Here is a 23,686-nt window from a genome sequence, read left to right as displayed (position 1 = left end):
ATGAGCAATAATATAAACAGAAATAAGAAAAATAAAAAACTAAAAATAGGTCTAGGAATTGCTGCTGCGTTAGCTATTCCTGCAATCGCTGCTGCCATTGCTGTTCCGTTGTTATTAAACTCGAAAACAGAGTTGAATACAAAAAATCACCCAGGAAATATTTTTGATGAATTAAATCAACAAAAAAAAGCTGCTGATAATTTTGTAACAAATAATGACCTTACAAGTCGTGAGCCCATTGAAAAAGCTATTTTGTATGCACGTCAGTTGTTAGCAAATGAACAATCTCCCATTAAGTTAATGGTGGAACAAAGAAATAAACTAGCTGAACTAGAATTGCGTACCGCTTTGTTAAATGAACCATCACCCACTAATGCAAATCGTTATTTAGATTTATTTATTTTAGCAGATACTAGAGCTGAAGCTCAGGCTGTAATTGAAGGTTTTGACACAAACGACATTCCAAAATTTTTAACTGCAATTAATAAAGTGTTCGAGAAAGAAAAAAGTAAACTATTGGGGTTTGAAACAACAATGTTTACTTTTATGCGTATGTATGAAAACAACGAATATGGTTTGTCAATGAATCACCAAGTAAGTGATTTAAACCAATTAACTAAATACATGATTAGTATTTCAAAAAATAAATATTTAACATTTGATGAAATTACGCAATTTGAAACGCTTTATAATCGTGTTTATAATCAAGCTAGTATTAAGACTAGCGAAAGAACTCAAAAGTTCAGTTCTATTACAAAAGTTTTTGATAAGGTGTTAAAAGAAATTGCATCAAGTCAATTAGATGATACGATCAAAATTTCGTTAAACGAAGAAATTAATGAATTATTAAAATTTGTTCAAAACAACCAAAACTTTTTAGATATTCATGTACTTGATGTAAATAATCAAGAAACGACAGGCTTTGAAATTATTAAAAACCATCTATCATTATTAATAAATAATGTAGCAGCCTATTTTATTGACGACAATAAAATACAAACAGCGATTAACGAATTAATTAGCGAATTCAAAAAAATTAAAAAAGCGTTACCTTCAGTTTTGGCTGCTCAAGTGGATGTGGTTTTAAAAAATTTACCATCTAAACAAAAAACAACTAACGAACTTTTTTCAACTTATAATGCCTTAAGCAAACAATTAAACCAAATCAAAGTAGCTAACAATATTTTAGTCAAAACTCAAGATAAGATTGAGAATGCTTTGCAAGCAAAAATAATCGATACAGAGTTGGCTAATAGCTTGAAAAAGAAAGTTAATAAATTACATTTTACAGACTTTTTAACATCCATTGCAGAACTAAATGATACCGTATCAGTTATTAATGCACGTGAATTGTTAATAAACTTTAATAGTGAACAAATAGATCGTTTAAAAAAAGAAGCTGCATTTATTGAAACTAATTTATTGCGTTTAAAAATCCCACAACAAACTCTACGTAATTTAGTTGATCATATTGCGAAATTAGATCGCAAAGATACTCATGCAATTAATCAGACAATTAATGAAGTACGAAGTATTTGAAAAAATGTTTTAACAAATTTATTGCCATTAATTGAAAACGAATTGGCTGGTGATTTTGTTTTAGAAGAATTTAAAACATCATTTACTAAGCAAGAGCCTATATATTCTGGCTTTGCAAGCCCGTATTCATTAGCAACGAGAGATCAATTAAAAACAGCCGTTTCTTGATCAATGGATTTCTATGATGCATTACGTGTTAGTCGCCAAAAACAAGAAGCACGTCGATACATTAATAACGTCATTAAAGATAAAGCTGAAAAAGCCTTTGTAGGTGAAGGCACAGCAAATGTGAAGAAACAACTACTAGACAAATTAGATGTTATTTTAAATAGAATGAACATCACCGAAGATAATCGAGATTTAACTTTAGAAGAAAAACAAAAGAAAATTAAAGAATTATCAACTTATGCGAAAAATTTGGAGGGCAAAATTGACCAAATCGCTTCTTTAGGTAGTTTGGCTAGTTTAGTGCAAAATGAATTGGACGCACTTGAAGAGAGTGGTAACGTTAAAGAGATTAAAGCGCAATTAGCATCACGTTTAAAGAAAATTAACAACTTGGTTGCTAAAGCAAAAGAAGCGTTAGATCATCCGACTGAACATAACTTAGTAGCTATTCAAATTGAATTAAATGATGAATTTAGTAAGTTTCAAAAAGAAAAGGCCGAATTTAATGCGCGGAGTGATTTTTCGCGAATTAAAAAATTGGTGCAACAAACTTATGCAAGTTTTAGAGTAGCTAATGACTCACAAACGCCATTAGAAGGTAAAATTTTAGCTAAACTAGAAAAATTACGTAATGACATTATTACTCCACCAAGTAATTTAAGTGAAAAAGATAAAGAAATTTACCGTAATAAATTACGTGCAGAAATGGATGTTATCGCGAGCGAGGCTTTATTATCTGCTCAATATGAAAAAACAGTAGCTAACACTGGTGTAGAAATTGAAAAAGCTAACAACCTTTTAAATAAACTTAATGCTGAGGGTGTTTATAATGATTTAAGTACACAAAATCCAAACCCGATAACTTTAAAAGAAGATATTGCTGCGAAGCAAAAAATTTTAAAAGCTATTAAGATTAAATTTAACGAATTGTATAAAAAACAAGCTTCAAACGAAGAAAATAAATTAATCCCAGTAATTTCTAAAGATGAATTAACAGCCTTAAAAAAAGAAGCTGACAAGACTAATCAATTAATCAAATTAGATATCGCTAAAGCGCGTCTAATCGCTGATACATATAATTTAAACCAACTAAAAGTTTCTCCAACTAATTTAGCTGATGAAGCTAAAGATCCATACAAAACAATGCAAACGCAATTGAATTTAATTAATCAAAAGAAAAATGATTTATTACAAGAAATTACAACCCAAATTGCTAACCCTAATATTAACGACGAAGAAGTAAGTAAACTTGTTGATCAAGTAAATTTATTGGATTCAAACATTGCGAGCCAAAATGCTTTGGCCAAGAAATTACAAGAAGCCTTCAACGTTTATAAAGAACTAACAAGTGCCCAACCTGTTGTATATCCTGAGTACGCAAAGGAACTAGCTGATGCAATCGTACAAAACGCTTTGGCGTTCAGTGACGAATCAGATAGTGAATTTAATCGTGCCCAAAAAATGATTAATTTAGACAAAGAATTAAACAAACGCGAAAATGCGCAAAAAACAAAAGATTTATTAAATAATTTAATTAATTTAAGAATTAATCAAAATAATGAAATTGTTTTGGATGCTAAAATTCAAACTACACATGATGATAATCAAATTGAAATTGATCCAAATAACCCTAATCGTTTAATCTACCAAGCAATAGACGCTGAAATGCAATCTAAAATTTTAGAATACCAAGCTAAAATAAATAACCCAGAGACAACAGTAGATGAATATGCTGGATTGATGATCAATATTCAGTCAAATTTAACAACATACCGTTATAAGAAGAATAACGCTTCAACAGCTTTGGATGAAAGTATTACTAAAATTAAAAACTTATTTACTGTAAATAAAGGTTTAGAGGAAAGTCATAATATTCAAGCCAATATTGACGGAGTAAAAACTCCGTATTTGATAGCGTTAGAAAAATGATTTAATACTGTGATAAGTGATGCAAATATTGAAAAAGATGAAGCGTTTTATACACCAGATTTCTTAAAACATTTCAAAATAATTGCAAATTTACGTACTAATGTTCAAGGTAATGGTTTTTTTGACAAGTATGAAAATTATCAACAGAACCAAAACTTTACTACTTACCGACCAGTAGGTAAACAATTTAAAGCAAATATAGATGTTGACTATATCGAACAATTTGCCAATTTAATTAATCTTGCGTATGCTCAAGATTTATTTGTTAAAAAAACAGCTGATTTAACAAAAAAGGTAGCTGAATTAAAAACCTTAGAGGCAGAGCAGTTAGATACTTATAGTGTGATTAAATTAAGTTCTCCTAAACCAAGTGAAGTACATGAGAGTTTAATCACTGAATTAAATGAGATGGTAGTAGGTGTAACAGAACCGAATCAATTAGCGAATCTAAATAGTGCCATAAACAAAATTTCTCAATTAGACAGACTCATTAATAAACAACAACAGGTAGCAATTAAAGTTAAAAACATTAACAATAATCCTGACCGTGAAAAATTAGCTTTAAAAACCGATGAATTAATTAAATCATTGAATGATAACAAACCTGCTTTGGATTCTACTACTAATAAATATCTATGATTAGCTAAAATTGATGAAGGGAATAATTCATCAAATGAGGAAATTAATAATTACATTAATAAATTAAATAACTCATTCAATAATGCTGGTGACTTAAATGAAACCAAAGAGGCTATTGAATCAGAAATCGTTAAATTAGAAGAGCGTTTCAAAGGTGTCTACCGTCCAGAAGTACATGATAAAAAAGTTGATGAAGCACTGTGATCTACAGAAACTTTAGACGGCAAGATTAGAGGATTAATTGCAGGATATCGCCAAGAGTTAAAAGAACTTGGGAAAGCTAAAAGTGATGGAACAATCCCATCACCAGCTGAATCTAAAAAACGAGCAGTCGAAATCCAAAACAATATTAACACGGTAGAAGTTAATTTAAGTAATCTTTTAAACTTAGCAGAAATTGTGAAAAAAACAGAGGATCAGGCTAGTGCTGCACCAAGTCAAAAAGATGATTCTGTTAATAAGGATAATCTAGATTTAATTAATGGTATAAAAGCTGAAATTGAAGCTGCAACAAAGCAAGCGCGTCATAATTATGATCAAATCGAAACTTATAAAGACATTAATAAAACTGTTACAGCACTAAATGAACTTGCTAATGATTTAAAAGAAGCAGAAAAAGTGCGTGAAAACTATATTACTGCAACGAAATACTTAGCTGATAATAAGAATACTTATCATCAAATTACACAAGATGTTTCTGATGATGAACAAAATACTAAAACAAAACAACAAGCGCAAGCATATTTAGACTTCTATAATCAAGCAATCAATAAACAAACAGACGCTACAAGCCGGATGAAAGCATTAGATTTACGCCGGGTGAATTTATTGTTAGAAAAAACATTGAATTTATACCAAAAACAACAAGCGCGTTATCGTAAACAAACAGATGTCGAAAATCAAAATATTTGAAAAACAGTTCAAGATGACCAAACGTTTGCAACAGAAAACACTGCTAAGTATTGATGATTTAAATCAGCAGATGGGTCAAGTCAAACATACTTCAGTCCTTTTACTTTCCAAAAAGACGCCTTTTTGTTATCAAAAATAATTGTTAACACTGTGCCTCAAACACCAGCGGCTGATTCACAAGTAAATGAAGCATTTTTTGCACAAGAAAATCTTAAATTAAACGATGCGATTAATACTCAACTGGGTATTACTTTTGATAATACTTATAACACTTATGTACAGCGGAAAGATTTGCTGAATTTGATTTTAGAAAAAACAAATCCGCAAGCATACTACCAAAACGATTATGCAATTTTAACTGCTACTAATGATGAATTCTTAAAAACGCATTCAAATGCATATGATCTATTAAAAGCTGCGATGGATAATTTTTATTTCAAAGAAGCTGATACAGCTATTTTAAATGTCTTAAAATCTGATTCAACTTATACTGATCAATATATTGACAACCAAAAAGCTATAGCACAAAATAAAAACCAAATTATCCGAATTCATAGTTTATTAAAAAACTATGTCAATTTAGCACAAGCTGTGCAAAAAGATCATTTATTAATTGATCAATTTTTACAAGATCCAAAAATAAAAAATCCTCAAATTAAAACTGATACTGATCCACAAATGCAAAAAACAATCCAATTGTTAATTAACTACAACACTAAGGCTGAAGAATATTACTATAAAAATGATAATTTAGGTCAAATTAAAGCATTGGAGCAAAAAATCTTGCGTCTGTCTGCCCGAATTAAACTTATTCAGGCATATATAGAGAAAAAAGCTTTATTAAAATCAACAAGTGAGCAGGCAGATACTTGACTAACAACGGAATTTAAAGCCTCTCTAGAAAATATTTTAGAGCACGTTATTAATTTAGTTAATGAGTCAGAGGATACTTCTGAAGCTGCTTATAATAAATATTACGAACAATTAATTACGGGTGATTTAACAAGTTTTGATACATCTTTTGCAAAAGCAGAAAAACTAGCTAAAATAATTCAAGAAGCTAAAAAATTCTCAAATAACAAGCAAATGAACACAGAAGCATATAGTGAATCATCAGCAAAGATGACAACATTATATAACCAATTAGATGCTAAGATAGCCGAAGCTGAAAGTGCTTTAAAACAAAAAGCTGAAGGGTCAACAGCGAACGCATGACTTGAATCACAAAAAACAATTCAAGGAAAAATCGAAACTTTATTATTTGAGATTGATGATGATTCACGTGGAATTATCAATGCTTTAAAGGCTACAAAAACCATGGAGGTTGAACAGTTACGTGAACAGGCAAATGAATTATCTAAATACATTAAAGAGAATTATACAAGTGACCAAAACTCACCGCTATTAACTGAAACTAATAAGGGTGGCAAAAATAAAGATCAAACCTTTAATTGAGATGATGCTAATAATCCCTTCAAAGCAACAGCTAATATCACTAGTTTTAGTGATTTAAAACAATGAACAACCCATTTAAATACGTGAAAAACAAAGATGCACGCTCAGATTGACTCATTAGTTAATTTTGAGAAAAACCGTTTACGAGCAATGCGTAATCGAGCTTATGTGTTTATTAATTATTTAAACGGATCATTAAGTAGTGCTAAAGAACAGTTAACAACTTATAATGATGCAGATTTAACAAAATTATTCCCTGATTCAATTGATCCGTATTTAAAAACAGATGAAGAAGTGCAAGCGTTAATGCACTCCATTGGTTTAGATGTGGAAGAAATTAAGAAAGGGAAAGACGAACTAGATCAGGCAAATACAAATTTATTGGATTCTTTTGAAATTATTTCTGGTTGAAATAATAACGATAAATCAAGTGCTTATGAAAACTTTTTAGACCCTTTAAATGAAAATTATTACCAAAAAGCGCTGCGTGTTAAATATATTGATAAAGCTGAAAATTTATCAAAAACTTTTAATAGCTTCATGTCTATTGCTTTTAGTAATTTGGCAAAACAAAAAACCGATTTACTTGCTTTTAGTGACCAATTAAAAGAAGAAAATGGTCTGACAAACTTACGAACTAAAATCGACACTGTTGTTAAGGTGTTTAAACATTTAACGTCTCAAACATTACTTCCGAATGAAATATTAAATAAACTAAATTTAATTAAAACAACAGCAGAACAATTAAAAGCCTTCAGAGATTTAGGGAATTTAGAATTAACTGAAAACCATAATTATAATCAAGATAGTTTAACAGCTGAATTAATTGAAAAACGCAAGCAAATGTGAAATAACTTCACAGATTTATCAAAGAAGGTTGTTGATAATCGTCTTGCAATATATAAAGCAGTTTATGGAGATGATTTTAGTCAATGATATTCATCAAATAAAGATAAGACTGCAAAAGATGAAAATAGTTTACGTAAAATTGTATTTAGTTTTGTTGATCAGCGTAAAGATCTGAATAAAATGATTGAGCTTTTAAGTAGTTCAAATGAGAAAAACAACCATTTTAAAGAATTAATTGATGCATATGCGAATACGGCAAATAGTATTGCTAGTTTAAAAACGGATATTGATAGCAAATTAAAAACTGATTTATTAGTATCAGAACTGCAAAATAATTTAGTAAAAATATACGATGCAGCCGTTGATTTAAACCATTGAATGTTAGCAGCGGAAAATCAACAAAAAGTATTTGCGACTTTAAAAAAGGCTGAAAACAGCACCTTTACAGCAAAAAATGACAAATTAGTAGAAGATTTTGAAACTGTTGTTAAGAATTGAGAAAAAGATACTTCTAGAATTATCACAAAGGGAAATAAGAAATATCTATGAATTAACAAAGATACTAATGATATAAACATTTTAAAAGAATACTATACTTCATTCGCTTTCTTAGTTAAACAATCTGGTTCAGTGGATATTTTTGGTAATAATATCCGTGTTTATTTAGTGAAAGATGCTAATGAACCTAGTTTTACAAAAACTTATTTACAAACAGATACTGCCATTAAAAAAATTAAGATTAACTTAACATATGAATATGTACCACCTGTAAACAATAACGATATTCCCAATAACATTTTCTGAAATGTCCCATCATTCCACCTAGCACAAGATGATGTCTTTATTACTTTTAGAACGCAAGATCAATTAAAAATTACGAAAGAGTTTTTAACAAATCAATCATCATATACATGATTGAAGGCTACGCGTGCTGGTTGAAATAATAAAACTTTAATCTATAATTACGTTAATGCACTAATTAAACAAGTGGCTTCACAGCAATCAAAAAATAATTTATTGTTTTTAACAAACAACGCTGACCCTAATATCCAAAATGATCAAAAAAATACCACTAATGGAGTAGAGATTAAATTTAAAACTACAGCAGAGGGTATTCCAATAACACATCGAGATGGGCATAAATATCACCTAGTGAATTATGCGGATGAAAAACAAAATTCTTATGTTTATTTTACTTCAACCGGTGTAGACGTCAAGGGCGACAATAATAATTTTCAATTTTGAACTCCATTCTTTATTGCCGTCCCGGTTGTTGCTAAAGAGGATTCAAATATCAAAGGGATTATATACATGTTCTTTGAAGCAAGCAGTGGAGATGTAAGTTGAAAAGGCGTTAATAACGATGTAGTCTTATCACCAACCGTTGGTAACCAATTAACCGTATTCTTTGATTTATCAAAAAATTATAACTATATAACTAATAATCCTACAAGTGATCCTAATTTATTTGCCCAACAGTATTTATCTAATTCCAAATATACTGATAAGCGAGATGCGTGAATTGCAAATAATCAACCGGCTGCAACTCTTAATAAAAATGATAGTAGCTTTAAAAACGGTTTAGAAGAATTCTGTATTAACATTAGATTACATCCAGAATCAAATAAAAAATAAAAGGAGCAATATTTATGAAAATATCAAAAAAATTATTAATTAGTGCATCAGCATTTTTAGTTGGTGCATCATCTTTAATCGCCACAACTCTTTTAATTCATGAAAAATTTGCTTCTTTAAACAAATCGTATTTATACACTGTTTATACAAAGATGCATACAAAAGCTAACCAGTTAGCAAAAGCTTTAGAACTTGATCTTCATAATTTAAACAATGAATATGAAAAAACATGAAAAATTTTAGATGATACTAAGATAGATGTGGTTATAAAATTAAAAACGATTCATGCACAAAGAGCAAAATATAGTATTGCTTTAATGCAAAGCGTTCATGAAAAGTTGTTAAAAAACGAATTTGAAGAACACCAGCTACCATTGCTAATTGGGTTTTTACGGGAAAATGTTAATTTTTTACAAGAGCAAGATTTACGACAAGATTTTTTAGCTAATGAGTTAGTGGATTTAAAATTAATACAAGCTAACTTTTTAAAAGAAACAGCGCAAAATCGCTCTGTTAGCTTACAAACTTTTAATCAACTTTTAAACCAATCAATTCAAAAACAAGATGAGAAGTTATTTGCAATCTTAAATAGCCCTCAAGTGAGTCTAAGCAGTTTAGTATCTAACACCGAAAAACTAGGTTCTTATGCCGTAGCTAGCGAAGCCATTAATTATGTTAATGCCATCAATGCTTTAGCTATGGACAAAGATTACCGTATAAATGAATTCAATATTTTGATGCAAAATTTAAATCAAAATATAGAAAAATTAGAAACAAATAAAGATGCGGATTATTTGAAAAAATACAATGATTTAACTGAACGAACGCATGTATTAGTTTTCAATAAATTACAAAAAGCGTTTGCTCTACTTGCTAACGATTTGAAAAACTTAGACTTAACATCTGAACAAACAGACAAAATCGCTGCAATTGAAAATGATTTTAAATCAACTAATAATCTAAAAATGGCTGATTTATACTACAAAGATTTGCAACGAATAAATACTTCATTAGTTAAAAAACACCTTCAAACAGATGCACACAAAGAATATAGTCGCCTAGCTACTTTTTATAATAAGAATTTTGTTTTAGAATTAAATCAAACAACATCAGCAGCACAAGTGGACACTTTAAGTGCCGAGTTTGAGCAATTTGTAAAATCTTTAAAAGATAATGAAATTTCTAATGTTGACCTTGTTGGTAATTTTGTAGCTAGTTTAGAATATGTTGGTAGTCGTCTACAATACTTACGTAAACCATTTAATGATTTACGTAATCAACCTGAAGTTCAAAAATTAATTAATAGTCAATATATTGATCGTGCGAACTTACTTGATATTAAATTTAAATATGAAAACGAACTTAATGCATTGCGTTTTGCTGACCAACGCATCGTTTTATTCAAACAAAAACTAAGTGAATTAATTACGAAAGATTTAATTTCTGCTTACCAAGAAATTGCTTTTAATCAAAAACTTGATAAAATAATCAATGATTACAAAAATCATGATGATTTTATTTCTAAAATCAATCAGGAAATCTTAGGATTAGTTGACCTTTTGAATGCCCAAAGCTCACTTTTACTTTTAAAAGATCAATTATCATCATTAAAAAATCTTTACCATGATTCAACGGTTGTATTTAATAAATATTATAATAAACCAATTTTGGATCAAACCAATTCGTTATTATTCAATGTTGACCAAGATTTAATTAGTTTTAAAATCGAACCCAATAAGGCTGTTCATTCAATTAAGAATAAATGAGAAAATACTCGTTATTTATTACGCAACCAATTGCAATTTTTGCATGATAAAGTAGCATTTGAACTTTCTAATTTAAACCCACATTTAATAAATAAAGACGATTTTAAAACGAAATTTGAACAATTAAATCAAGTTTCATTACAGATGTTAAAAGATTTTAATCCAATAACTTCAGCAGATTTATGAAATCAAATTAACGAATATACGAATTTATTAAATACTTATGAAGTAGTGGTTGTGTACACTCAAACAAATAGTAATTTTGAAAGTAATGACACATACATTCGTCGTTTATTTAATGATAAAAATGTTCCAGACTATACATTTTCGCCTAGTGAGCAAACGCAAATTAACTCATTAGAAACAAGTAAAGAGCGATTTATAAATATTAAAAAACAAATTGAAAACGCTTTAAACAATGGTGGGTCAATCGCTAATGTTAATAATATGATTGCACAAATGCAAAAAGATGTAGATGAAAGCAATCATTTACGAAATAATGCACAAGCTATTAAAGATATTACAAACACTGTTGAAAGTGCAAATGATTTAATTACAGCGATTAATAATGGCTCAACAACTATGAAAAATAAATTACAGGGTGAGATTGCGCAGATTAATCAATTAAAACAAACTATTGTTGAAACATTAAAAAATCCTAAAACAACAATTAAAGAAATCAATGCTTTAAATAAAGAATTAGCTCAATTAGTAGATGCAACTAATGAAAAACGTAAGGATAATGAAACCTTAGCTTTAATTGCCGAAATTGGACGAGACTTACTAAAAACCTATCCTAATGCCAATTTAAACGACCCTAAAGATCCTCATAACTCTCCAGCTACGAAAGCTTTATTATCTCGTTTAAATGAATTAAAAGAACGAGCTAGCCAAAAAGACTTAACTGACGAAGAGAAGGTCCTTTTACTTAGAGATGCCAAGAGTTTATCTGATATAGTTCCTTTAGTGAAAAAGATTGAAGACCAACAAGCGCTATTTGATGAAAAAGTGCAGAAGTATAATAATGACGAATCAGTTGTCAAAAAATTTACAGTTGGAGCAATATCTAATTTTGATCCAACTCGTAAAAACATCTCTCAATTATTTAATTTATTAGCAAGTGGTGATGAAATCCCCCCACAAAAAGATTTTTATAATTTAATTAGCAACCCCACTGCTTCAAATCCTACGAAGTTCGGATTAGAAGAGCAAATCAATAATTTAGACTTAGCTTTTAATCACGATAGAATCGAAACATATAATGAAAAACTACAAAATGCTATTTATAGTGAAGACCAAGCTGGTGGTTTGTCTGAACTAGAATCGCAATTTAATGATAAAATTAAAAACCAATTAAAAGATTATGCACAAACGGGAATTGAATCAACCAATCTAATTGAAGTACAAAAAATCGCTGACACTTTAAACGATGATCAAACGTTGCAAATAAAACTAAAAGAAGCTATTAAGCTACACAAGCAATTATTACAATCTTCTCCGATTGACGCTGTCAAATTACAGGAACAGATTAGTAATAATATGTTTAGCCAAACAAAAAAAGCTAGTGATCAAATTCGTGATTTAGATGCAATCATGAAAATCGTCCAAGCAAAAGCTAATTTACGTGAAGAGTATAAGCAGCTTGATTCATTATTAACAGATGATGAAAAAAACTGAAAAATTTATAACGATAACAACAAAAATTTAAATGCTAATATTAAACAAAAAGCCAAAGATATTGATGCCTTATTTTTACAATATAACGATTCTAATAAAAATATTCAAGTTCCTGAATTAGAAAAAGCTTTGTCTGATTTACAAGCATATGTCAAGGCTACAAAACAAGAAAAGCAGACTTTATTAGACAACTACAACAACACTTATAACCAAATTAAAAACGAAGTTATCGGCGGAGTTTCTAAACGGGAAAATAATATTTTAGTAGGTGGTCTGGACACAGAATTAAACAATATTGATCCAAACGGTGCACCAAATCACGAATCCTTTAAGCATTACAATGAAGTTAAAAAGAGTTTTGAGGATGCTTATGCACACAAGTCTTTAACTAATAGCAAGGATTTAAAAGCTTATAAAGATAAATTAATTTATGCTTTCCAACAAGATTTATTATTGAATCATATTCAATCTTATGAACAAGCGTATGAGCAATTAAAAACTGATAATCCGACAGCTGATTACAGTAAAATCGATGCTGAAAAACGAGAGTTTGTAGAGTTCATGACTAATTTCGCTAATAGTCAGGATCATACTTTACAAGAATTACGAGCCATGGCTGCACGCATTGATAGTTACCAAAAGTTAAATACTGTTCAAATTAACGCAGCTTCGCAATTAGATTTATGGAAACAATCCCAAACATTTGCTTCGAATACTATAGCGTTAACTGAAAAACCTGATTTAACTTATACTGATGCTAAACCTTCAATTGAACAATCTATTATTGAATTAGAAAAAATTAAGGCAACTGTTACAAATAATCAAAAAATCGATGGAAATGCGCAGGCACATTTAGACGAATTAAATGATTTGATATCCAAGTTAAAAGAACAAAAAAATGATAACAATGCCAACATGGATGATGTTAAGGCTAATTTAAAACATACAACACATTTATTAGCAAACACATATAATGATGCTGATAAGGCTCTTCATTTAGCATTAATGAACTCAAATATGGGTTTAAAAAATTTAAGTTATAAGCAAGAGGATGTTGAAAAATCAGCTAAGAAATTACAGCAAGTAATTACTGATATAGATGCTATTGCAGGGCTACGTTTAACAAATAAAGTGGCGATTAATATTGATTGATTAGCTTTTATTAAAAGTGAGGCGAATAATCCAAATAATGAAATTGACACAAAACTAGAACGAATAGTTAATGAAGCAATTAAACCGTTACTTGAAGGTAATAAATCTGCAAGTGCAACATTAGACAACTTGAAATTAATTAACAAACAAATTAACGCATTAATTATTAATCGAACAAATATCATTAACTTAGCAAAAAAAGTTCAAGAAGGTATAAAAATCGTTGCTACCATTAAAGAAAACAAGGGTGATAGTTCACAAATTTTACAAGACTATATTACTCGTTTTGAACATGTTGTAAATGATATTCACGCCAATGTCTATGGGAAAACAGGAGCTAATAATGATAGTGCCTCTACAACTACATCGATTAATGAAGCTCAAAAAAAATTGGAAACAGCAATTACAAATATGAAGTGAGCTCAACAAACTCATTTAAAGGTTCTTGAAGCAAAGAAAATTGTTGATGAATTAGATTTTAATGGGACGGATGGAATTGATAACCAAGCTGTTTATAGACAACAATTACGGAATTGGTTAGACGGAAGTATAGCTTCGGTAATTGACGATCATCAAGTGTTAGCGATTAAGGCTATTAGCTATTTAAAGACTTTAAAAAATGTCTCTGATACAAAAAAACTATGAAAAGAAGCAATGAATGATTTTTCAGGATATCAAAATGATATCAACACTCTAACTTCTTTATTAGGCCATGTTTTACCAACTCGGCAAAACCAATTAATTGCTGAAAAAACTGGAAACGAAAAAGGCAATTCAAAAATTTCTAATGCCTTAGACAAAATATTGCACGAAATCAACACAGCATTTAATAATACAAAAACTATCAATGCTAAACGAGTTGCCTTAAATGACGAAGTAAAAAAATATATGGATCAAGATGCTTCATATATTGCTATTAAGCGTGATTATGTGAATTTATCTGCCAATATTGATATCCGTCTAGGAAAAATTCAAAATGCAAATAATTTGGCAAAAACAGTCGAAGAAATTCAGGCACAAGAGCAAAAATTATCATTCTTAATTAATTTATCTGGTGATTTAAAAACATTGGCCGATCAAATTAATGAAGCAAATATTTTTATCGATGCAGCTAGCCCGATTGACGAAAAAATTGCTGAACAAATTCAAGAATTTAAAAATCAGGATGTCGAAACTGCTTCAGCCTTATTCGCTTTATCAGGAATTAATGATTTAAATAGTTTTAAAACACAAATCGATAATAGCATTCAACGTTTAGCATTTCAACAAGCGCGTTTAAAATTACTGAACGAAAGTGCTCAAATGCAATTTAATTTGGATAATAACGATAGCTTAACAAAACAAGAAAAAACAGCGATTTCTACATTGTTAAAGGCCTTGAATGATAAAGTACAAGGAGTAGATCAAAAAGCATCAGACGCAACTGCGCAGTTTCAAAAACTCCGAACAATTTATTTGAAACCAACATTATCAAGTTACGAACAAGCAAGTCAAGATAATGATTCAATTGTTTTAAGTTATGAAAATGCTAATAATCTACGACAAATGATTGCTATTGCAGAAAAAGTTTATGCTTACAAAGTAAATAATGATCTAAATAAAGTTGTTGATGGAAGATTTGTGCCTGAACAAGATCAAACTGTAATTAAAGCATATGATGCTTTAAATAAAATAATTTTAGCAGCAAACGAAAAAAATGCTAATGCGGTTAATCGTGACGAGAAAGCGATTCGTCAATACTATCAGGAATTAATTCCACAGGCAATAAAATCAGTATATGTAGCCAAAATGCAATCATTCCAAAAAATATTATCAACCCAAGAAAAATTAATCAAAGCAATCGAAGAAAATGACACAGGAATTAATGCTTTATTTGCTAATTTAGACATCCCAAATAAATCGTTTGATATAGCAAAAATCAAACAGGAATTAAACGTTTTAGAAACAGCTTTGAGTAATTTTAAAACGTTTAATGATGACTATTTTGCTAAAGATGAATTTAGATTTAATTCACAAAGTGTATCTAAAACTGATGATCAAACATGAAATCAAGTGCAAAAAGTCGTTTTAGAACACGTTAATAAACTAGTCTCAGAAATTGATCTACGAACTTTTAATGAGACTTTACGAACAGGAATCTCAACTTATTCAAGACAATTGTCATCGTTATTTAATACTCAAAATACAAACGTGATTAACACTTTAAATCAAGTAAATAATTTTGTTCAACAAACAGCATTTAGTACTCCAAATCATTTAACAAACACACAAACTAAAGCTATTTTTGATAAGTTGCAAGAAATCAAAGGACGTTTGGAGACTGAATTCGTTAAAAATGATGCTCTAAATAATGCAGAGGATTTTTATGATAATCAATATACATCATTAGAACCATTAGATTTTGTGGATACATATTTATTACCAACTGCAACATTAATAGTTGCAGCAAAGAAAAATGTTAATGACTTTATTCAAGCAATTAAATCAGATGTACATGAGTATATTAGTTTACAGAATGCCTCTGGCAAGCAAACTCAACCTGCTGCTGGTTTCTTATATGAATATATGCATTTCTTTGAAATTAGTGAGTGAAGTGAGGCGAGCAAAAACCCTTTATTAAAATTAGGTTCACAAAAAATATATTCACTATATACACAAAAAATCCAACCAAACTATCAAGTGTTAAAAGAAGGATTAGCCACATTCGATGATGCAACTGACGCTTCTATTATTGCAAATTATTTTGACCAATTAAAAACTACCCAAAATAATTTTTACGAATTCATTAATTTATTGAAAGAATCATTAAATAATTTCTATCAAAAATATCAAGCGACAAAATATAAAGAGATCACTGGTAATTTATATAAAATAGATAGTTCAGGTAATCTGCCAAATCAATGAGAAAAATTCGTTAGCAATAATGCTGATAGCAACGCAACATCAGTTAATGCAAGTATGTTATTTAATCAATTAAATCAGATTGTTTCGAAATACTTTCAGGAACAAATTCTTGCTAAAATAGTTCCAGATAAATGAGATGAACACAATCAACAAACTATTACTGCAAGCACTTTAGATGCGATTAAACGTGCCTTTAGTGTTAATGGCACTAAGACAAAGAAAAACGAAAATTTAACTTTCATTGAAAGTGTTTCGCCGATTACAGATGACACAATTAATTCAAAACAAGATTTATTTATTGAATATTTTTATAATTTAGCTAATCTTCATAAAGATTTAATGTTTTATCAAATTAAGCATCCGGATAATATCCAAATTAATGGTGAACAAAAAGCAAATCAAGCTATGAATGAAATCCAACCAAAAGCAGATATAAATTGAAAAATATTTGTGGACAAACTTGCGAAAATTCAACCCGAAAATTCAACCGAAGATATGGATATTACTCAAAATACAGAATTTTTGGGAATGTTTGAAAAATTTGCCTTTAGTGCAATTGATTCAAATTCTATGTTTAATCCAAATAGTTTACGAGTGAAAATCAAACCTGCTTACGATCCTACTAGCGATGTTAAAAATAAAACTTATTGTCAAATTCAGGATTTAGATCCTAATAAACCAGGAGAACGAATTTTAAAGTTCACAATTTATTTTGAATACAAACCATCATCATTAATTGATTTCGCACATTTTAATGGTTGAAAATCTCAAGACTTTGAAATTAGTGTTGCATTCCAAGCAAAAAACGAAATTGCTGCCATTTCTGGAACATCAACAATCTTTACGAATATCGTTAATAATCAATTACAAACTGGTTATCAAACAAAAGTCCTTGTCGGAAACTCTGATGAATTAAATTGAACAGAAACAACGCAAGAAGCCATTGTAGCTAAAATTATTCAGGCCTTCAAAAAAGAAGTGATAAAAAATGAAGACAATGGAGCTCATAAATTAATTGATTATTCACAAAACAATCAAGTTAATACAGAAGATTCTTCAATTAAGTTTTCGTTTAATACATTATTTGTTAGGTCTCAATTCTCTCAAATTGGAGTAGATAGTGACAAACAAATAATCCACTTGTCTGTTGATCCTAATAATAAAGAATTAAGTGTTCTAGTAGCAGTGCCAGCAGAATTAAGTACATCATCAACTGAGTATAATTATTTAAAAGATAGTTTCTTTAAAATACAAAATAATAGTATCGTACCAGGTTCGCAAATGCCGTCTGCGTTATTGATTAATATGAAATTTGCTTTTGATTGAGATCAGAACAACCATAATATCTACATGTATAATAGTTGATATGAATTACATAACGTCATTAAATATGCTGGCTTAAAAAAAGATAAAACAATCGATACTAATACATGGGAAACATGAACTAATGTGGAATTTGCACGCTTTATGCTAGAAAACCCTTTTGATTCAAATTCAAATCACATCGGTGCTTGATTAAAAGAACGTAACACGAATCCAACTGCCAACCAAACAGCAACATTAATTAACGTTGAACAGGTCACAATAGATGGAGCAAAACAAAAATACTTATTACGTGATGAGGAAAAAAAATTAACACAAACCCATGGATACTTTATTGTTAATCCACGGACAGGTACTTATTTAATTACTCACGGACTAGATCCAAAACAAACCCAATTCAATGATGTCTTTAAATCATTAAACTTATTTAACTCAGGAATTGTAAATTTTAAATTTAGAATTCGTTAAAAGCAAGTCTAAGCACTCCAATAGGGTGCTTTTTCTTTCTTTAAACGATACAACTAAAGAATATAAACTAACGATTTATCACCGAATAAAATGCAAAATTAAGCATTTTTCATTAATACTTGCAAAGATTAAACATTAATTAATTTATAATTATTAGTATAATGTTTAAAATTTAAGGAGAAATATATTTATGACACCACATATTCATGCCAAAAAAGACGAAATTGCCAAAGTTGTTTTAATGCCTGGTGACCCGGTTCGTGCCCGCTGAATTGCTGAAACATTTTTAACAGATGCTATTTTAGTAAACGACGTGCGTGGAATGCTATGCTATACAGGTTATTATAAAGGAGAAAGAATTAGTGTAATGGGACACGGTATGGGAATTCCTTCGATTGGAATTTATTCATATGAATTATTCAAATTCTATGATGTTGATACGATTATTCGTGTCGGCTCAACTGGAGCATATGTTGAAGATTTAAAATTAGGTGATGTAATCTTAGTAAACAAAGCTTATACAGACTCGACATATCCCGAATTAATAGGAGCTAAAAAAGATGAAGAAAACTATATGTACCCCACACCAAGTATTTACAAAGCAATTAAAGAAAGTGCGCAAGAATTAAACCATCCGTTAATCGAAGCTACTTGCCACGCTTCAGACGTCTTTTATAATAATGGCCATGAAACATTAGATGAAATTAAAAAACGAACGCATTCGCAATGTGTTGATATGGAATCAGCTGGGTTGTTTGCTAACGCGCAAATTTTAAACAAAAACGCTGCTACAATGTTAACTGTTTCTGATTCGTTAGTCATTGAAGCCTCAATGACCCCAGCAGAACGAGCAACAACATTTAAAGAGATGATGGAAATCGCTTTGAATGCCGGAGTTAACTTCTTAAAAAAATAATTTTTATTATTTGCTATAATAAAAATAATCACATCCAAGGAAAGAATTAATATATGTCAAATCAATTAAAACCATTAACAAGATCGCAAATTATTAACCAAGTATCAAAAATGATCAATCAAGATAATAAAACTACAAAACAAATTTTGGAAACTTACGAAAATTTTTTAATTCTTGAATTAGCACGAACTGGTGTAGTTAGTTTAGGTAAAATTGGGAAATTCAAGTTATCAACTCGTAAGGAACGTAAAGGAATTAATGTTTTCACTGGCGAAAAATTAATTATTCCAGAAAAAACGGTTCCTAAATTTGCGTTTAGCAAAGGTATTAAGGAAATCGTCAATGTTGATCTTCAAGTAACAGATGATTCAATTGAATATGAAGAAGATGAAATTGATAGTACAAGTGGCGATGAATTTGTTACTGAAACAATTATCGAAAAACAAGAATAATTTTAATCTAGGCCGTTAGTTTATATAATGGTCTATTTTTCTATTTTAAAGGAGTCTTATGAAACACACAATTACAAAAGAAAAAGAACGCGAATTACAACAGGAATTACACGATATTTTAAATATTAAATGACCTGAAATTACACGCCAATTACAAGCTGCGCGAGAACAAGGAGACTTGTCAGAAAATGCGGATTATGATGCAGCAAAAAACGAACAAGCCAATCTAAATCGTCGAAAAGAAGAAATCGAAGATATCTTAAACGATTATGAATTAATTGATGACACAAAAATTTCTATGGATCGTGTATCTTTAGGGAATGTAGTGAAAATTTTCAATTATAAAACAAACCAAGAAGAAGAATACAGCATTGTAGGAACAATCGATGTTGATCCTATGAAAAACCGCATTTCTAATTTATCAGCTTTAGGTAAAGCTTTAGTGGGCTTAAAAGTTAACGAAAGTGTAACTTTACACATCGACAACCCTTACAAAGTGAAGGTTTTAGAAATTAAATAAATTAACTAATTTCTCCCAGCAAATGGTTAAGTGAGTTCCCTAACCAATTGCCATAGCTTATTAATAAAAGAACTCCAGCGGGGTTCTTTTATTAATCAACTTACAAATACACAACACATTTTACAAACGAATGGATTACTTATGATGAAACAAAAACACAAACAGTATTTTAGTTTTGAAAAACATTTACGGAGCAAAAAAGGTTTAGGAATTTCTTGGGGAATTATTCTAGGCATCATTTTGTTATACAGTATTGTTTTTGGGATTATTTTACATTTTAGCAAACCCGAACATTTAAATATTCAACAAGCTTATATTGTGATGCAAAGCAATTTAACAAAACCGACGCAATACATGATTTATACTGGTTTTGCATGCTTGTATTTTCCGTTATTATTTTTGTTGGGTTGTTGAATTAATAGTATTAAAAATATTTATCGCTCATTATATTACCACGGATTTATTTGGTTCTTATACGCGTGTGCGACAGTTTTTGTGATTATTTGTATTTGTTTAATAATTAACATTTTTATCAATTTTTAATATATATAAAATTTGAAGGAGGAGAGAAATATGCAAAAGAACGATCAAACAAAACCAGTTTATCACAGTCGTGAGGAATTAGTCGACAAAATCAATCTAAGCTTCGCTGAAGACTTTGCTTTTAACTACATTTTAGAAGAAAAGGATGCTGGGATTTTAGAATCACGCAACCTTTTACAATTAAAAGACCATAATATTAATGAAATCATTATGGATATGGTTATAGAATTATCAAATAAAAAACGAACACGAAACACAATTAAATATTTAAAATTGCGTGACCGATTAGCTCAATTTTCTTTGCGAGAAGAACATTATGAAGAAATCGTTGCGTTATTACAAAGTTTAGGAATCACTGTTACACAAATTGAATTATTCCAAAAAGATAAAAAAATGACAGCTGCGAAAAAACGTGATGAGTGAGGCATTGATGACACAATGGAAATCTCTTCGTCAAAAATGGGGATTGCTTCCTCTTTAGGCGAAAAAGTTGACGATGGAATTAAGGCTTATTTAGGAACGTTGGGTGAGTCAAAGATTTTAAAAAAAGATGACGAAGAAACATATGCTAAAATGGTTTTAGACGAAGATGAAGCTACTCATAAAACCGGTGTAGCTCAATTGTATACCTCAAACATGCGTTTGGTGACCTCAATTGCTAAAAAATACTTAAACCGGGGATTAGATTTAGAAGATTTAATTCAAGAAGGCTCAACAGGTTTATTAAAGGCCATTTCAAAGTTTGATTATGAAAAAGGGCATAAGTTTTCAACCTATGCTACGTGATGAATTCGTCAATCAATTACGAGAGCCATAGCTGATCAAGCTCGCCAAATTCGAATTCCTGTACATATGGTGGAAACGATTAATAAGTTAACTAAAACAGAACGTGCTTTAGTACAAGAGTTAGGTCGGGATCCAACAGCAGAAGAAATCGCTGTTGCTATGAATAAATTAGAAACTTTAAAAACGACAACTCCCATTACAGCTTCAAGAGTTGTAGAAATTAAAAAGTTAAATGTCGACCCTGTGTCATTAGACAAACAAATTGGACATGATGAAGAATCCCAATTTAGTGATTTTATTTCGGATGATGAATTAATATCTCCAGAAAAATATACAGAACGGCGAGCATTAAAAGACGAAATTAATGAAATCTTCCGTAAGGTTTTATTAGAAAAAGAAGAGAAAGTAATCAAAATGCGTTATGGTTTAGCACCCTATGAACGCCCATATACACTAGAAGAAGTTGGTCAAGAAATCAAAGTGACTCGCGAGCGCGCTCGCCAAATTGAATCAAAGGCTTTACGTAAATTAAAACACCCTTCAAAAACAGCAAAACTAAAATCTTTTTTACTTTCAATTAATGATGGTAAATAAAAAACTACAAACATTAGCATCTTTAATAGGTTCACCAAAAATTTGTATTGACGTTGGTTGTGATCATGGATATCTTGGTTTATTATTATTAGCAAATAAGCAAGTTAGTTTTATTTATAATGTGGATGTTAATCAACAACCCTTAAACCAAGCTAAAAAGCATTATCAACAAGCAGAGCATTTAAAGCAAGCTGTTTTTATATTAAATGATGGTTTGCAAAATTTACAAATTAATGAACCTGATAAAGTTGTTTGCATCGCTGGCATGGGGGCACAATTAATAATCCGTATCCTAGAAAATAAACCAAAAGGATTTACACGTTTTGTTTTGAATCCACATGCTGACGCGCACTTATTACGCGCGTATTTATATAATCAAGGTTATGAAATTAAAACAGAACAAATAATTCGCGAAAAAAACCTTTTTTACTTCCTTTTTTCGTGTGAACAGGTAAATAAAAAAGCAGATTATACAAAAAAAGATTATTATATTAGTAAATCATTATTATCTAGTGGTAGTAGGTTGTATCAAGACTATTTACAACAGCGTTATTCATACTTATCGCAATTAGACTTAACACGGGTGAAGAATGATTTACGCGAAGAATGACAATACATTAAAGAGGTTATTAACGATGAAAGAAAATCAAGTTTTAAAAGTACAGGACATTTATAAATTTTTATTAACAAAATACCCGGCTGCATTAATTGAAAGCGATGATAAATCTGGTCTATTTTATGAACATGATGAACCAGTTAATCTAGTATATGTAGCTTTAGAAATCACTGATAAAGTTTTACAAGAAGCCAAAATTTATGGTGCAAATTTAATTATTACTCACCACCCCTTATTTACGAGTGAAGATGTTAGTGCGGAAAAACCGTATTATGTTAACCAAAAAGCTATTGATTTTTTAAAACAAAACAAGATTGCACATATTAATTTACATTCAAATTTTGATAAATCACCCCAAGGGATGAATATGACGATTGCGAACTGATTAAATGATATCAATAACAAAGGGATTGGCTTAGGTTTATTGAATATTCAACAATGTGAACAGAACCCATACATCGTAACTGCAGAAACAAAAGTAGGTATTGGAATCGAATTTATTGCACGTGTAATCAAGTCGACTGTGCGCTCACCGATGGTTAAATATAATAATAAATGAGTTAACCACCGAGTAAACAAAATTGCTATCTGTGCTGGATCTTCATATAAATATGCTGATTTTGTTTTTAATGAATTAAAAGTGGACACATATTTAAGTGGCGATTTAAAACACCACGATTGAGTTGATGCTGAAGCTAAAAACCAAAACATTATTGACATGGACCACATGGCAGAAAATGTTTTTGTAATGGAAATCGTTAATATTTTAGAAACCGCATATAAAGATAAACTAAGTGTTTATAAAGCGTTTGAACCAATTAAAATTCGTTTAGTTTAATATCG

Annotated in this window: 9 protein-coding genes; all 9 read left to right on the top strand. The window is 29.9% G+C overall.

Annotated features, from left to right (window positions below):
• The 9 genes from OF365_RS01270 (at position 1) to OF365_RS01230 (ending at position 23,681) form a co-directional block, all read left to right on the top strand.
• Positions 1-9,126: a hypothetical protein gene (locus tag OF365_RS01270; RefSeq protein WP_263817801.1), complete on the top strand. Its 9,126-nt coding sequence runs from the start codon at positions 1-3 to the stop codon at positions 9,124-9,126.
• A gap of 14 nt (positions 9,127-9,140) precedes the next feature.
• Positions 9,141-18,416, top strand: coding sequence for a coiled-coil domain-containing protein (locus tag OF365_RS01265; RefSeq protein WP_263817800.1), 9,276 nt, complete (start codon positions 9,141-9,143; stop codon positions 18,414-18,416).
• A gap of 190 nt (positions 18,417-18,606) precedes the next feature.
• Positions 18,607-19,332, top strand: a complete 726-nt coding sequence (gene deoD / locus OF365_RS01260) for a purine-nucleoside phosphorylase (protein WP_263817799.1) — start codon at positions 18,607-18,609, stop codon at positions 19,330-19,332.
• Positions 19,333-19,385: 53 nt separating this feature from the next.
• On the top strand, positions 19,386-19,784 hold the full coding sequence (locus OF365_RS01255) for an HU family DNA-binding protein (protein WP_263817798.1): 399 nt from the start codon (positions 19,386-19,388) through the stop codon (positions 19,782-19,784).
• A 58-nt stretch (positions 19,785-19,842) separates the two neighbouring features.
• Positions 19,843-20,304, top strand: a complete 462-nt coding sequence (gene greA / locus OF365_RS01250; protein WP_263817797.1) for a transcription elongation factor GreA — start codon at positions 19,843-19,845, stop codon at positions 20,302-20,304.
• Positions 20,305-20,445: 141 nt separating this feature from the next.
• Positions 20,446-20,847, top strand: coding sequence for a hypothetical protein (locus tag OF365_RS01245; RefSeq protein ID WP_263817796.1), 402 nt, complete (start codon positions 20,446-20,448; stop codon positions 20,845-20,847).
• 30 nt (positions 20,848-20,877) lie between these two features.
• Complete coding sequence (locus tag OF365_RS01240) at positions 20,878-22,227, top strand: RNA polymerase sigma factor (protein ID WP_263817795.1); 1,350 nt, start codon at positions 20,878-20,880, stop codon at positions 22,225-22,227.
• The gene (locus OF365_RS01235; RefSeq protein ID WP_263817794.1) at positions 22,214-22,903 is read left to right on the top strand and encodes a tRNA (adenine(22)-N(1))-methyltransferase; all 690 of its coding nucleotides are present in this window, start codon (positions 22,214-22,216) and stop codon (positions 22,901-22,903) included. The genes OF365_RS01240 and OF365_RS01235 overlap by 14 nt, the downstream gene beginning before the upstream one ends.
• Positions 22,863-23,681, top strand: a complete 819-nt coding sequence (locus OF365_RS01230; RefSeq protein WP_263817793.1) for a Nif3-like dinuclear metal center hexameric protein — start codon at positions 22,863-22,865, stop codon at positions 23,679-23,681. The genes OF365_RS01235 and OF365_RS01230 overlap by 41 nt, the downstream gene beginning before the upstream one ends.
• Positions 23,682-23,686: the final 5 nt, after the last annotated feature.

This window comes from Ureaplasma zalophigenitalium, assembly GCF_025780055.1.
Lineage (GTDB): Bacteria > Bacillota_I > Bacilli_A > Mycoplasmatales > Mycoplasmoidaceae > Ureaplasma > Ureaplasma zalophigenitalium.
This window is presented reverse-complemented; position numbering and strand designations above follow the sequence as displayed.